General features: G+C 56.0%; 13 protein-coding genes. 10 read left to right on the top strand and 3 right to left on the bottom strand.

What is annotated here, in order from left to right; all coding sequences use genetic code 11:
- Positions 1–107: 107 nt before the first annotated feature.
- From ACFQUU_RS16185 to ACFQUU_RS16175, 3 genes are all read right to left on the bottom strand, one after another.
- Positions 108–1421: a hemolysin family protein gene (locus ACFQUU_RS16185; protein WP_382248923.1), complete on the bottom strand. Its 1314-nt coding sequence runs from the start codon at positions 1419–1421 to the stop codon at positions 108–110.
- A 291-nt stretch (positions 1422–1712) separates the two neighbouring features.
- Entirely contained in the window at positions 1713–3167 is a 1455-nt protein-coding gene (locus ACFQUU_RS16180) for a DNA recombination protein RmuC (RefSeq protein ID WP_382248921.1), read from the bottom strand.
- An 81-nt stretch (positions 3168–3248) separates the two neighbouring features.
- Complete coding sequence (locus ACFQUU_RS16175; protein ID WP_382248919.1) at positions 3249–3650, bottom strand: group II truncated hemoglobin; 402 nt, start codon at positions 3648–3650, stop codon at positions 3249–3251.
- Between the two features lie 466 nt (positions 3651–4116).
- Here ACFQUU_RS16175 and ACFQUU_RS16170 point away from each other — a divergent pair, with 466 nt between their 5' ends.
- The 10 genes from ACFQUU_RS16170 to ACFQUU_RS16125 all read left to right on the top strand — a co-directional run bounded on the left by ACFQUU_RS16170 (position 4117) and on the right by ACFQUU_RS16125 (position 15380).
- A complete protein-coding gene (locus tag ACFQUU_RS16170) occupies positions 4117–5478 on the top strand; it encodes an undecaprenyl-phosphate glucose phosphotransferase (protein ID WP_382248917.1) in 1362 nt (453 codons plus the stop codon).
- Between the two features lie 129 nt (positions 5479–5607).
- The gene (locus ACFQUU_RS16165; RefSeq protein WP_382248915.1) at positions 5608–6012 is read left to right on the top strand and encodes a VanZ family protein; all 405 of its coding nucleotides are present in this window, start codon (positions 5608–5610) and stop codon (positions 6010–6012) included.
- Between the two features lie 28 nt (positions 6013–6040).
- Complete coding sequence (galU, locus tag ACFQUU_RS16160; protein ID WP_382248913.1) at positions 6041–7051, top strand: UTP--glucose-1-phosphate uridylyltransferase GalU; 1011 nt, start codon at positions 6041–6043, stop codon at positions 7049–7051.
- 71 nt (positions 7052–7122) lie between these two features.
- Positions 7123–8235 carry a GDP-mannose 4,6-dehydratase gene (gene gmd / locus ACFQUU_RS16155; protein WP_382249217.1) on the top strand — a complete coding sequence of 371 codons (1113 nt, stop codon included), beginning with the start codon at positions 7123–7125 and terminating at the stop codon, positions 8233–8235.
- A gap of 76 nt (positions 8236–8311) precedes the next feature.
- Positions 8312–9277, top strand: coding sequence for a GDP-L-fucose synthase family protein (locus ACFQUU_RS16150; RefSeq protein ID WP_382248911.1), 966 nt, complete (start codon positions 8312–8314; stop codon positions 9275–9277).
- Between the two features lie 307 nt (positions 9278–9584).
- The gene (locus ACFQUU_RS16145; protein WP_382248909.1) at positions 9585–11021 is read left to right on the top strand and encodes an O-antigen ligase family protein; all 1437 of its coding nucleotides are present in this window, start codon (positions 9585–9587) and stop codon (positions 11019–11021) included.
- Entirely contained in the window at positions 11008–12501 is a 1494-nt protein-coding gene (locus ACFQUU_RS16140; RefSeq protein ID WP_382248907.1) for an oligosaccharide flippase family protein, read from the top strand. The genes ACFQUU_RS16145 and ACFQUU_RS16140 overlap by 14 nt, the downstream gene beginning before the upstream one ends.
- Before the next feature lie 11 nt (positions 12502–12512).
- Positions 12513–13751, top strand: a complete 1239-nt coding sequence (locus tag ACFQUU_RS16135) for a glycosyltransferase family 4 protein (RefSeq protein ID WP_382248905.1) — start codon at positions 12513–12515, stop codon at positions 13749–13751.
- A 13-nt stretch (positions 13752–13764) separates the two neighbouring features.
- Complete coding sequence (locus ACFQUU_RS16130) at positions 13765–14526, top strand: glycosyltransferase family 2 protein (RefSeq protein ID WP_382248903.1); 762 nt, start codon at positions 13765–13767, stop codon at positions 14524–14526.
- Entirely contained in the window at positions 14523–15380 is an 858-nt protein-coding gene (locus ACFQUU_RS16125) for a glycosyltransferase family 2 protein (protein WP_382248901.1), read from the top strand. Before ACFQUU_RS16130 ends, ACFQUU_RS16125 begins: the two co-directional genes overlap by 4 nt.
- Positions 15381–15399: the final 19 nt, after the last annotated feature.

Below are 15399 nucleotides of genomic sequence, written 5' to 3'. Positions count from 1 at the left end.
TCGGCACGAAGCAATTACGATAGCAATCGACGACATTGACAACATGGCATGATTATGCTTTTGGCAACTGCATAGCAGTTTATGCGGTGTTTTGATTGGAGAATTCTCTACGGTTCAGGTGTGGCGGATGATTCAGTTTCAGCCTGTTTTGGCGTCGCAAGAACCTTATCAATCCGTTTCCCATCCAGATCCATGATCTCAAAGGTCCAGCCTTCCCATTCGCATCGATCCGCCGTCGCCGGAATGCGTCCGAGCAGTAGCATCATCATCCCGCTCAGCGTGTTATAGCGTCCGCGCTCCTCTTCCGGTACGCCCTTGAGGCTCAACCTGTCCTTGAGTTCCGGGATTGGAATCAGTCCATCCAGCAGCCACGAGCCATCTTCGCGCTGCACGGCCCAGGCATCTTCGGCGCGATGCGTCTTGAACTCCCCGGTGATGGCTTCCATCACGTCTTGCAGGGTGACGATCCCTTGTACCTCACCGTATTCATCCACGATGAATGCCAGCTGCACACCCGAGTTCTTGAAGTTTTCAAGCAACTCCATCCCGGTCAGCGATTCAGGCACGAACACTGCCGGTTGCAGGCTGGTATCGAGGCTGGGTTTTTCGCCGCGCAGGCTTTGAGCGAGTAACTGGCGTGCATTGGCGACGCCAAGCACTTCATTCCATCCGCCACGCACGACCGGATAACGAGAGTGGTCGCTGCGCTCGAAGCGCTTAAGATTTTCCTCTAGCGGCTCTTCAACGTCGAAGTACACAATGTCGCTGCGTGGAACCATCAGCGAAGCGATCTGGCGATCGTCCAATCGGAACACGTTGCGTACCATCTGGTGTTCGTGATGCTCAATTACCCCTGCGCTGGAACCCTCGGCCAGCATCAGGTTGATCTCTTCCTGTGTGACGCTCGGTTCGGTATTTTCCCGGACGCCGAAAAAACGCAGCATCAATTGCGTAGAACCCGACAACAGTTTGACGAAAGGCTTGGTGATGGCGGCCAGCCATAGCATGGGCCGGGCGACAAGGCGTGCAATCGGTTCCGGGCTGATCTGTCCCAACCGCTTGGGAACAAGCTCGCCGAGCACAATCGAAAAATACGTGATGCAGACAACCACCAGGCCGGTAGCGAGATACTGCGACGTCGGAGGTTCAATGCCCATCTTGACCAGCCAGTTGCCGAAGGGTTGCGCCAGAGTTGCTTCACCGACGATACCGTTGAGCACACCGATTGAGGTAATACCGATTTGCACCGTTGACAGAAACCGATTGGGATCGTCGCCAAGTTGAATTGCCGCAGCGGCTGCAGCATCCCCTGCGTCGGCAAGTCGCTGCAGTCGCGCCCTGCGCGCCGTCACCAGCGCAATTTCCGACATCGCGAAGATGCCATTGACAATAATCAGGCCAAATAAAATGGCGATTTCCATGGGTACGGACGTAAAGATGCGAGAATTGGTGGCAATGGCCACGTGCCGCGATGCAATGATGGATAGAACTTATCACAAAATACAGACGAATACAGACGCGTCGGCAAACCGGCGGTTTATCACTTAAACGGCAAGTTTGCGGTAATCGGCGTCCATGCTGCTGCGTTACGGTTTTCAACCGCTGCGGCATTCATACGTACAAGAATCCGGGGATGGCTGCGGCGAAGACCAAATTCCTGGCATGCGGGACTCGCGGAAACCTTCTAAGGGCCGCGTAGGCCGGTAGCGATTCTATTCTTCCGCCATGTCGGGCGTAGCGGTCCCGAGCACGAGTTGTGCTGTTTCGGAAGGTAAAGCTTCCACCGACTTAAGTTTGCGCGTCATCTGACGCGTCCTCGTCTCGGCCTGTTCGATATTCTTTGCCGCGCGCTCCAGCGTCGTTTTGGTAGCCGCAAGGACGTCGCCGAATTTCCCAAACTCCGTCTTCACCGCGCCGAGCACTTGCCATACTTCAGATGAGCGCTTCTCAAGCGCCAGCGTACGGAATCCCATTTGCAAGCTGTTCAGCAACGCCGACAAGGTGCAAGGGCCGGCGATCGTAACCCGGCATACCCGCTGCAATTCGTCGGCAAGGCCGGGACGACGCATAACCTCCGCGTAGAGTCCTTCGGTCGGCAGGAACAGGATGGCGAAGTCCGTCGTCAGCGGCGGCGACAGGTATTTCTCGGCGATGGTTTTTGCTTCGATACGGATTGTACGCTCCAGGTCGCGGCCGGCGGCAGCCACGCCCTCGGCATCAGCGTGCTCGGCTGCTTCAGCGAGACGTTCGTACTGTTCCTTCGGAAACTTGGCATCGATCGGCATCCATACCGGACGTGCCGTATCGTCCTGTCCCGGCAGGCGGATGGCAAATTCAACCCGCTCTCCGGTGCCGGGCACGGTTTCTACATTCTTCCCATACTGATCCGGCGTCAATACCTGCTCAAGCAGCATCCCCAGTTGCACTTCACCCCACGTTCCTCGTGTCTTTACATTGGTCAGAACTCGCTTGAGGTCGCCCACGCCAATGGCGAGCTGTTGCATCTCGCCCAGTCCCTGATGGACTTTCTCCAGCCTGTCCGAAACCAGCTTGAAAGACTCACCAAGACGCTGTTCCAGCGTCGCATGCAGTTTTTCGTCAACCGTCCGGCGCATTTCTTCGAGGCGCATACCATTGTCGGTCTGGAGATCTCGAATCTTTGCTTCCAGTGTGGCGCGTACTTCTCCCATGCGTTGGGAGTGGGATTCGGTCAACTGTGCCAGCCCCTGATTCAGGGAATCGCCGAAGCGCTTGAGTGAACTTGCCTGCTCTTCACGAGCGGCATGCGCCTGTGTCGTCATTGCCTGACGCATGGCTTCAAGTTGTTGTGCATTGGCTTCGTTGAGCTTGGCAAGTTGCTGCGCAAAGCTGTCGATCTGGCTGTTCTGCAATCTTGCGACGTTGGTGAACTGTCCCAATAACGCCTGCTGGAATTGCGTGAAGTTGCCGCCCATTTCCTGCCGTGTGCTTTGCGCGGCAGAACGTATTTCATTACGAAGCTCACGTTCCAGCCTTTCGCCGGTTTGTTGCTGATGACGCTGCAGTTCATTCTGCAGATGGACTAGTTGCGCTGCGCTCTCTGTGCCGCGTGGACGCAACAGGATCGCAAGCTGTAGAAGCACGATCACCGTTGCGGCAATCACAAGGATCAATTCAGTGGAAGTCATGGATGTTGACCCTGCAAGGGTGAAGAAGTTGAATGCAATCGCACATCGCAAACTGCAAATTGCAAATTGCGGCCTGCCGTGTCAGCCAGCCTTGTTACGCATCCAGTCGGCAGTCTGATAGAAGGAATGCAATAGCCGCTCCCGCAAACCCTCTTCGATGCCGACATCCTGCATGGCGAAGGCCATGCAACGCAGCCATTGATCGCGTTCCTGCGAGGCGATCGCGTAAGGAAGATGTCGCGCGCGCAGGCGCGGATGACCAAAGCGCTCGACATACATATCCGGCCCACCGGTCCAGCCACAGAGAAACCAATAGAGTTTGTCACGCGAACCATCCATTGATGCGGGATGCAATCCGCGTATCAGTGCAAATTCAGGTTCGAGTTCCATCAGGTCATAAAAGCGATCGACGAGTTCGCGAATTTTTTCCGCTCCGCCGATGAGTTCGAACACGGTCGATTGTTGTGTTTCTTCGGTAGTCATAAGTTGAATGATAGCGCATTCGAATGTCCTGACGGAATTGAAATCCACTCGTTCTGATCGCCCTAAATGTTCCGTCAGGCAGCGTTAACTGTCGCGCATATGCACGCTTCCATATGGAAATAGTGCCTATTTTTTAAGCACTTGTTGCGTGTTTTTGATACTTCGCAACAGCAAGTTTGACGTGTGGCAACCACTGCTTTGAGGCTTCGCAAGTAAAGACTACTTAGCAATTTCCCCTCTAGTTTAATGATTACCATTGTTTAAAAGGTAATACGGAAACACCACCGAAAAGGAGTTTCCGAGCAACTTATTTCCAAATGAAAAGAGCTCGGCCGACAGGCCCGGAACGTGTGCAAAGCATAACGCAACGGGCGATCAAAGGCTTGAGATTGTTGTAAACGACATACCTGGTAGAAACGCCATGCGAGACTTGATGATCACGAATTCTTCCCGGTTGGAATTATCCATGCGGCTTACGGATGTCCTGATACTGGAAATCGCAGGTGGGCTAGCGAGCCTGATCCATTTCCATGTACCCCTGGCGGACACGCCACCTATCCATACCGTACTGCTGCATTTCTGCAGTGCCCTTGCTTTCCTGTTGTTTCCTCAGTTCGAGTTATACACATCCTGGCGCGGGCGTTCGCTGCCCGACATGTTTGTTCGCCTTGGCGCAGCCTGGGGTGTTGTCCTGCTGATCGGTCTGTTCTTCAGCTTCCTGGTCCACCACGTCGGCAATGTGTCGCGCTTGTGGATGTTTTACTGGTATGCCAGCGGGTTGGCATCGCTTGCGCTGTTCCGATTCGTTGTCTATTACGTGCTCCGCTACCTGCGCGCCAAGGGCCTCAACAACAAACGCGTGGTGATCGTCGGCTATGGCAACACAGGCAGGGAAATGCATCGCCGTGCTTTACAACAGGACTGGACCGGCTATGACGTCAAGGCCGTATGCGCGGACCCGGAAGACGCCGACAAGATTCTCGACCCGTCCATCACTCGCATCAACGATGCCAAGCAGATTCACGACTATGTGGTTGCCAATCATATTCATGAAATCTGGATTACGCTGCCGCTGATGGCATCGCCGCGCCTGCAGGAATTGCAGTACCAGTTGCGCAATACCCTGGTTGATATTCGCTGGGTACCGGACATCCTCGGTCTTCAAATGCTCGGCAACAAGATGGGTAACTTCCTCGGACTGCCCGTCGTCGACCTTAACCAGCCGATCTCCAGCGGCGTGAATGGCATTGTCAAGGATCTGTTTGATCGTACCTTTGCCATCGTTGCACTCATCCTTCTACTGCCGCTGTTCATAGTGATCGCTATTCTGATCAAGCAGAGCTCACCGGGTCCCGTGTTGTTCCGCCAACCACGTCTCGGCTTGAACGGTCGTGAATTCAAGGTTTACAAGTTCAGGACCATGAAGGTACACCAGGAACAGAACATCGTGACGCAGGCTACCAAGAACGACCCGCGCATCACGCCCATCGGCGGTTTCCTGCGTCGCACCAGCCTGGACGAACTTCCTCAGTTCATCAACGTCCTGCTGGGCGACATGTCGGTCGTCGGTCCACGCCCACATGCCCTTCAGCACAACGAAATGTACAAGGATCTCCTCGAGACCTACATGCTGCGCCATCGCGTCAAGCCCGGCATTACCGGATGGGCACAGATTCACGGCCACCGCGGTGAAACCGACACTGTCGACAAGATGGCCCGCCGCGTCGAGTTCGATCTGCATTACATCCAGCACTGGTCGCTCTGGATGGATGTGCGGATCATCATCTGGACCGCATTTAAGGGATGGACCGGCAAGAACGCGTACTGAGTCAGGACGACACTCTGACCTTGCGGGCAGCACCATGGTGCGACTTACCTGCCAGACACCACAATGGACAAGCAAAGGCTTATGCAAACTTTTGAACGCAATGACAACAGGAGGATGGCATCTTCAAGCATGTCGCAGAGATCCTGCCTGATGGCCGCTATCGCCCTCTTCTGCGTGATGGCCGCCATCGGTAACGTACCGGATACAGCAAACGCACTTTCGGCGGTCATCTACGACAAGCTGTTGCACTTCACTGCGTATGCGTTGATCAGCACGCTGGTGTACGTCGGCTTGCGTGGCGCGCCAGCGGTGCGTGCATTGCGTACCCTGGTTTCCATCTTCGTTCTTGGCAGCATCGTCGAAATGATCCAGCTTGCCCTTCCATATCGCAATCCGAACTGGCTGGACTGGAAGTTTGACATGCTGGCCGCCTTGACCTGCGTCGGCATGCTGATGCTTCTTCATCCGGTCATCACGGCGCGTCAGGCTTTGCGTATCGAGCGAATTAACCACCGCCCTGCGCGAAAGCCATAAATCCATGTCTTTTCCGAACAAGAGCACTATGCTGAAGAAGATTACCAAAGCGGTATTTCCTGTTGCGGGCGTAGGCACGTCCTTCCTGCCTGCAACCAAGACCAGTCCGAAGGAAATGCTGGCGATCGTCGACAAGCCCCTGATCCAGTATGCAGTCGAAGAAGCCATTGCCGCAGGCATCACCGAAATGATCTTTGTCACCGGGCGCAACAAGCGTGCGATCGAGGACCATTTCGACAAGGCTTTGGAACTGGAAGCAGAACTCGAAGCACGAAATGAAGAAGCCCTGCTCCACATGATCCGAGGCATCAAGCCGGAGCACGTCGAGTGTTTCTATGTACGCCAGGAAGAAGCGCTTGGGCTAGGCCACGCAGTACTCTGTGCCGAGCGCCTGATCAAGGACGAAGCATTTGCGGTCATTCTCGCGGATGACTTGCTCGATGCGCAGACACCAGTAATCAGCCAGATGGTGGCGCAGTATGAAAAGCTGGGAAACAGCATTATCGGCGTCGAAATCATTGCGCGCGAGCATAGCCGCACATGCGGCGTAATCGCAGGCAGTACGCATGAAGAACGTATGATCAAGATGCACGGCATTGTGGAAAAGCCAGCACCAGAGAACGCGCCCTCAACACTTGGCGTGGTAGGCCGCTACATTCTCACGCCTGCAATCTTCGAGCATCTGCGCAACTTGCGTCCGAGCCCCAGTGGCGAGTTACACCTGACAGATGCCATCGGCAGCCTGCTCGCCAGCGAACAGGTCATGGCCTATCAGTTTGAAGGCATACGTTACGACTGCGGCACGAAGTTCGGTTATCTGCAGGCGACTGTGCAGTTCGCACTTCGGCATCCGGAAGTCCGTGATGAGTTTCGCGCCTTCCTGCAGCACCTTCCATTTGGCCACGCGATGGAAGCCATGTCTTCTACGGACGCAGCAGCGCCTGGTGCGTCGTCAACCCGCGCGCCTAACCCGATATCACTACCAGTACCAATGCCAATGCCTATGCCAATGCAACAGCCACTGCAGGTTAAATCATGAACAACAAGGAATCCCCGATGACAACCAATCCGCAAGTACCAGATCATCTGGTGCCGACACGTTCCGAACCGGTGCGCAAGGTAGCCTTGATCACCGGTGTCAGCGGACAGGACGGCGCCTACCTCGCCGAATTCCTGCTTGGCAAGGGTTACATCGTTCACGGTATCAAACGGCGCACCTCCAAATTCAATACCGAGCGTATCGATCATCTGTATCAAGGGCCGCAGGAAGAAGAGCGACGTTTCATTCTGTACCACGGCGACATGACTGACTCGACTTCGCTGCTACGAATCATCCAGGAGACACAGCCAGACGAGATCTATAACCTTGCAGCGCAAAGCCATGTCGCGGTGTCGTTCGAGGAACCGGAGTACACCGCCAATTCGGATGCATTGGGGCCGCTACGCATCCTCGAAACATTGCGACGTCTCGGACTGGAAAAGAAAACCCGTTTCTATCAGGCGTCGACGTCCGAAATGTACGGCGACGTACACGACGCGCCCGCATCGGAAGATACGCCGTTCAAGCCTCGCAGCCCATATGCGATTGCCAAGCTGTATGCGCACTGGATGACGGTGAACTACCGCGAAGCCTATGGCATGTATGCCTGCAACGGCATCCTTTTCAATCATGAATCGCCCTTGCGCGGCGAAACCTTTGTGACGCGCAAGATCACGCGCGGCCTGGCTCGCATTGTGCTCGGTCATCAAGACTGCGTTTATCTCGGGAACCTGAATGCACGTCGCGATTGGGGTCATGCAAAGGATTATGTCGAGATGCAGTGGCGCATGCTGCAACAAGACGAACCGGAAGACTTTGTCATTGCCACCGGCATTCAGCACAGCGTGCGCGACTTTATCAATGCCGCCGCCAATGAACTCGGCCTGGTGATCGCGTGGCAAGGGGAAGGCCTCGAAGAAACCGCAATTGTGGTCGATACCGGCACGCATAAGGGCGTGGCAAAGGGACAAATCATCGTACGCGTCGATCCGCGTTACTTCCGTCCAACGGAAGTCGACAGCATGCTCGGCGATGCGAGCAAGGCCAGGGAAAAGCTTGGATGGAAACCCAAGGTGACCTTCGAAGAACTGGTAAGGGAAATGGTTCGGGCTGATCTCGAGTCCGCAGGGAAGGACCATTTCTTCCAGCAGCACGACCATGCATCACATGCATACAACGTTTGACTGATCGCTGCAACGGTTGTGATCCACCCACTCTTAACCGCCACAGCGATTGCGATTAGCCATCAAAAGGAAGCACATGAAAACCAATCTACAAAAACGTATTTACGTCGCCGGACACCGTGGACTCGTTGGTTCCGCCATCGTGCGCGCACTTCGCAAGCGCGACTACACCAACATCATTACCCGCACGCATTCCGAACTTGAACTGACCGATCAGGCTCAGGTTCGCGCCTTCTTCGCGGAAAACCAGATCGACGAGGTCTATCTCGCCGCTGCGCGCGTCGGTGGCATCCATGCCAACAACACCTACCCTGCCGAGTTCATCTACGACAACATGATGGTGCAGGCCAACGTCATCAACGAAGCCTACCGCGCCGGCGTCAAGCGCCTGCTGTTTCTTGGGTCGTCGTGCATTTATCCGCGCCTCGCGGAACAGCCGATCCGTGAAGAATATCTGATGAACGGCCCGCTGGAGCCAACCAACGAGCCCTATGCGATTGCAAAGATTGCCGGCATCAAGATGTGCGAAAGCTACAACCGCCAGTATGGCACCGACTACCGCAGTGTCATGCCGACCAATCTTTACGGTCCGGGCGATAACTATCATCCGGAAAACAGTCACGTCATCCCGGCACTGATTCGCCGCTTCCATGAAGCAAAACTGAGCGGAGCGAAGAAAGTCACCATCTGGGGTACCGGTACGCCACGCCGCGAATTTCTGTATGTCGACGACATGGCGGATGCATGCCTGCACGTTATGGAACTGGACCGTGATACCTATGAAAAACACACCACACCAATGTTGTCCCACATCAATGTAGGCACAGGTGAGGACGTCACAATACGTGAAGTTGCTGAAGTCATAAGAAAAGCAACCGGCTTCCAGGGTGATATCGAGTTTGATACGAGCAAGCCGGACGGTACGCCACGCAAACTGATGAACACCGCCAAGCTGACTGCGCTTGGCTGGCGACCCGGGATGCGCCTGGGTGAAGGTATCAAGGAAACGTACGCACACTTTCAGGCGGACTACAAGGGATAGGCGTTAATACCCCTTCCCGTCAAGCAAACGACGACAAGTACAAAGCCTGGATAGCGGGACGGAACAATAGCTGAAACTGAAACAAACACTGCGGCGGATCGCTGCCGCAGCGGTACCAAGACCAAGTCGCCGCAGGCAATGCCGCCTGCGGCGAAACACGGAGAAACGGTAGCAACGAAGTCGAACAGCACCTGACATTGCAGTCGTCATCATCTCGGCCGACACCAAGCCTCAAGCCATGTCGACGGTCCGGCGCAGGACGTATGCCTGTCTCAGGATGCCGCGCTTCCACTCATCGAGCATAACCATGATTACACCACCACCGCTTTCACCAATAGAAGTCATGACCAATCTGGTCGGCGCATTGATTGTTATCCCGATCGTATGTGGATTTGTTATCAAGGCGCCCAAATGGGTCGTCCTCGGCTTTCTAGTGGTTCTGTTCGGCTTCGCCGATTCCACCTGGGGACAAGTGGAGACGCAATCCGGCAACATCTATTCACGCGGCGTGGGTATGTTTTATTTCTCACTGCTGAATCTCGTCCTCCTTACTGCAGGACTTGCCCTGTTCATCAAGCGGATCGCCAATCCGTACGGGCCACAGCTGGCACCGCCCATGACCAAGTATTTTGCGGCCTTCGTCTTCATGCTGGCCGGACACGTTGTCGTCGGCCTCATGGTCGGCAAGGACCTCGATGTCATCCTGGGATTGAACGGGTTCTTCAACGTACTGAACATGTTCATATTCATGTTCCTTGTCATCAGTGCGTTTGAAAAGGATCGCGACATGACTACGCTGATCCTCATGATTCTGTCGATCGCCGTGGTACGGGGTGTGTTCGGCGGCGTTCGCTACTTCCTGTTCGATGGTGACGACGCCAATCCTTACCGGAACTTCGAAGGCCTCAATATCAAGATTTACTTTTTCGACATCAGCGATAACTACGTGGCGGCCCTTGCCGCGTTCTGCTCGGCATGGCTGCTGACGACGCCACAGGTAAAACTGAACATTTTCACTAAAGTGCTCCTGCTCGGTGTGGTCGCACTTGAAGTCGCGGCGGTTGCGCTCTCTTTCCGCCGCTCATCACTGATTGGCCTCGGACTGATGTTCGTGTTCCTATTCCTTCGCCTGCCAGGCCGCCGCAAGCTGTTCTTCGCGATTGCCGCCGCCGCCCTGCTGGCCGTGGTCGCGTCGGTATTCTTCCAGCACCGCCTGCAGTTCAATACGGCAAGTGGCGGAGGCATCCTGCAATCGCTGATCTACGACATCGCGCCGTCGCGTGGCAGCATCAAGGACAACCGTTTCTATGAATTGTATGCTGCGGCGCAGAGCATGGATGGCCATTGGCTGTTTGGGCGGGGTACGTGGGGCACCTTTACGGGCGACCGCGAACTGCTGGCTTACCACGGAGATGATTTCGGCTTCGTGCACAGCGGCTTCGGCCACCTGATCCTGAAGAGCGGCCTGTTCGGCGCCGGCCTGTTCATCGCGATGCTGTGCGCCTTCATCTCTTTCTACCTGCGTCACCGGAAGTCAGTCTTCGGCAATGCAAGCCTGCTGGCTGATGCAGGCTTTGCAGGGTTCCTGTTCTGGATTCCGACCTTGCTGATTGGCACGCCAATTATCGAATTTCGAACCATGCTGCTGTTTGGCCTGACACTGGCACTGCCTTTCGTCGCAGTTGGACTGCAACATGCCCAGGTTCGTACCTATCAGATGCGGACTCAATATGCTGTTGCGTAATTCTCTCTGGAACCTGAGCGGTTCCGCGATCCCCATGGTGGTGGCCCTGGCCACCGTACCGTTGCTTATCGGCGCACTGGGCGTCGAGGGTTTCGGTATCGTCACCCTGGTCGGTTCGCTGATTGGCTACTTTGGCGTGCTGGACATCAACTTGAGCGCGGGTTCCATCAAGTACCTCGCGGAGCATCATGCAGCCAATGATCGCGAGCGCTTTGCGGAAACATTCTGGTTTGGAATCATGTTCTACGGATGCCTCGGTCTGCTGGGTGCATTCGGCATTTACTTTGCTGCCGATATGCTGGTCGCACGCTTTTTCGAAGTTTCGCCGGCAATGCGCGAGCAGACCATCCTGGCGTTCCAACTGGCCGGTCTCGGCTTTGCACTCACACAGGCTCAGAACTACCTGCTGGTGGTGCCACAAGCATTGCAACGTTATGATCGTTCGGCACAGAGTGAAGCTTTCTTCGGCATTCTGGTTAACCTCGCTTCGGTCGGCGCCGCAGTGGCAGGCTTCGGCGTGGCCGGGGTCATCATTGCGCGTGTCAGTGTTTCCGCGTTGAACATTCTTTACCTGGTCTGGTTGATTCGTGGCTTCGATTTAGCTCTCTCGCCTCGCTGGCCGCGTCCGGACGTGCGTACTGCCCTGACATCATTCAGCGCATACGCCTATCTCAGCAAGATAGCGTCTACCCTGCACCAGCATGCCGACAAAGTCATCGTTGGTGCGATCGCCGGTCCGGTTGCCCTCACCTTCTATACCGTTCCCGTGACGCTCGCCGGACGCATCCTTGGATTGACCTATCGCTTGTCGAGCGTCATCTATCCCCGCGCATCCGCACTGGCCGGTGCTGGCCGCATCAGCGAGCTGCGTCCGGTCTACCTTGGTGTGACCCGCTACGTCACCTATATCAATCTTGCCGCCCTCGGCGTAATCGTCCTTGCCGGCGATGAATTCCTCCGCCGTTGGGTAGGAGAAGAATTTGTCTCCCAGGGATACCCGGTGCTGGTGCTGATGACGCTGGCGCTGCTTGTCGATTCACTGACCAATGTACCATCGCTTGTCAACGATGCCCTCGGTCATCCGCGTGTCACCGGTCGCTTCGCGCTCGCCAATGGCATCTCGGGTGTCGCAATGGTCTATATCGGTACCCATGTCGGCGGCATCATCGGTGCGGCTACCGGACACCTGCTGTCATCATTAGCGCTGGGCGTCGGTTTTCTGCTGTTCGTCCATGGCCGTACCGTGCCGATTACCTTTGTCGAAAGCCTGCGCAGCGGATTTGGACGCAGCCTGGCAATCGGCGCAGCGATCATCTGCGTACTGGTTCCGTTGAAGTGGATGATCCCCAGCGGCCTGGTCAGCACCATAGCAATCGTGTCGACCGCACTGGTGACACTGGGACTGGCAGGCTTGTTCTTTATTGTCAGCGTCGATGAGCGTGCCGCGATGATGTCGATGGCACGCCGTCTGCGTTCATGAGGTCAGGCACTATGCGTATCCTCCTCGTCAGCGAAGACATTCCTTATCCAAACATGGGCGGCCTCGCCAAACATGTGCTGAACCTTGCACGTGCACTGGTGCGCGCAGGACATCAGGTGGATTTGATGGGAAACGCCGAACACCCGATTTCGGTGTGCGGAGACGAAGGCGACTTCGGCGGACGCTTTTTTGGCGAACTGAATGGACATCATGCCGGCTGGAAGGAAATCAGCTTCGGTATGTTCATGCCGCCCAAGCGCACCTCGATCGCAAAAAACTTTGCTCAGCTCATCATGCGCCGCGCCGGACAATATGATGTGGTGCACTACCATGGCCATATTCCCAACGTCGCGAAATTCCTGCCCGCCGATCTTAATTTTGTGCAGACACGGCATGATCAGGGTAGCGATTGCTTCAAGCACACCCGCTTCCGCAATGGCGAAGTCTGCAGCACGCCCGACCCGTCCGTGTGCGCGGAATGCATCACCGCCAAGCCCAATGCAATCCAGCGTGCGGTTTCCACCGCCGCGGTGGTGCGCTACCGCAAAGAGGTGGCGGAAAGCTTCACTGCTCATAAAACCGTCTTTGTGTCAGACATGCTGTTGCGCAATCTATCGCGCTCACTCGGCAATGGCGACTGGGGTGTCACTGTCCACAATTTTGTCGATCGCGCCAAACTGGAAAAAATCCGTGAATCCGCAGCACTGTTACCCGCTTCGGGAAGCTTCCAGATTTTTGTTGCCGCAAAGCTTTATCCCGCCAAGGGTGTAGAGCCTTTCCTGCGGATGCTTGCGCCCAGGCTTCCCACGCACATGCGTCTTACCATCGCAGGCGATGGTCCGGACGAGCCGCGCCTTCGTGAAGAGTTCGAAAGCAGCCAGATCCAGTTCCTCGGATGGTGCTCTCCCGAGCAGACGCTCAAGCTTGCTGCTTCAGCGAACGCCGTGGTAGTGCCTTCGGTCTGGGAAGAGCCGTGCGCGACAACCGTGCTGGAAGGTCTCTTTCTCGGAAAACCGACCTTCGCGCTGGAGCGCGGCGGCACGCCGGAGTTGTCACGTTACGGCGCGGAACCCGGACAACTGAGACTGCATCGTGACATGGAATCGCTGGTCGACGATCTGGTGAGCTTCGACCCGAATACCCAATACGGATATGCGCTGGAGGGCCTGGGATGCGCCGACAGCGCAGCCACGCAATTGCTGGAAATCTACCGTATGCCGTCCCGCCATCCCGTTAGTTCTACCAGTTGAAAGGCCCTGCCTCATGGCGCTTACTTTTTCCGTTATCACCTGTACCTGGAACAGCGCAACCTATCTCCAGGAATCGATTGCTTCGGTACTTGCACAAGACCATCCCCATATCGAATACATCTTCGTCGATGGTGGCTCCACCGACGGCACGTTGGAGCAGATCCGGGCGCTCGACCGCCCTTACCAACTGCTCGAGAACGTGCGCGGCGGGGTGAGTCGCGCAATGAATGAAGGTTTGCGCGTCGCCACAGGCGATGTGATCGCCTATATCCATTCCGACGATTACTATCTGCGCCCCGATATCTTGTCGACTGTAGCGCGCCACCTTGAAGACAGCGGCCGGCAATGGCTGTTCGGTCGCACCATGACGCTGCTCGATGGCAAGCTTTATCCCGACGATTATGTTTCGCCCCGGTTCAGTTACGCTAATCTCTTGCGCGGCAATTTCATTCCGCATCCGGCGACCTTCGTCAAGCGTGAACTCATGTTGCGTGCCGGCGGCTTCTCTACTAGCCTGAAGTATGCAATGGACTACGACCTCTGGCTGAAGCTGGCAAAAATGGCCGATCCGGTACAACTGGATGAAGCACTTGCTGCGTTCCGTGAGCATGAAGGCAGCCTGTCGAGTTCATCGCGTACCCGACTGGCCGCCATGGCGGAAGATTTTCGGGTTCGGCTTGCTTACAGCAGCAAGAATCCGGTCGAGCGGCTCGCTCATTACGCACGTTATTTTGTACGCCGTCAGCGCGTTATCCATGCCAAGGGGAATGCATGAGAACACCGGATATTTCGTTGATCCTGGCCACCGTCGGCCGCACCGATGAACTTGGCCGTCTGTTTGACTCACTTGCCGCACAGACTTACAGTAATTTTGAAGTCATTGTCGTCGATCAGAATGACGACGACCGCCTTTTGCCACATCTGGACCGCGCACGTTATCTTGGCATCGCGGTTCGCCATCTGCGTCACCGCCCGGCCAACCTGGCCGCTGCGCGTAACGTCGGCATTGAAGCCGCCACGGGTAAATGGATAGGTTTTCCGGACGATGACTGCTGGTATTCGCCTCGCTTGCTGGAACGCCTCGCAACTCGCTTTGCCTGTGCGGATGAGCCGGCTGGCATTATCGTGCGTTGGGTCGAGCAGGATGAGCAACCTTTGTCGGCCGCCGACCTGTCATGGGAGCGCTCACGGGCCTTCCGCGACATTCCGGTGAGCTCGATCACCCTCTTCTGCAGCCGCGCGCTATTCAAGGAAATTGGCGGGTTCGATAGTCGTCTCGGTGTCGGCCAGTGGTTCGGTGCCGGAGAGGAAACCGATTTCGCTTTGCGTGCGCTTCGTGCCGGAGCCTTCTTCACCTACGAACCGTTGGGTGAAGTCCACCATGCAGTCAATCCGCACAAGCCGCAAGCCAACAGTCAGACCAAGCTGGCCGTGCGTCATCGTGCCCGCGGCACCGGTGCACTCTATGCCAAACATCGCCTGCCGGCCTGGGTCATCGCACGTGGCCTTGCTGCTCCCTTGTTACGGCCTTTGCTCAAAGGCTCTTTCGGCGCCGAGCTCTCGCTTGGCTACGCCACCATGATGGGCCGCATCGACGGCATGCTTGGCTGGCGACGCATGCATTCCTGATCCTTTCATTCAACTCGGA

It is taken from the genome of Herbaspirillum sp. GCM10030257, from assembly GCF_042666555.1.
In the GTDB taxonomy this organism is placed as follows: domain Bacteria; phylum Pseudomonadota; class Gammaproteobacteria; order Burkholderiales; family Burkholderiaceae_D; genus Noviherbaspirillum.
Note: the sequence above shows the minus strand (reverse complement) of the source record. Positions and strands in the feature narration are given on the sequence as shown.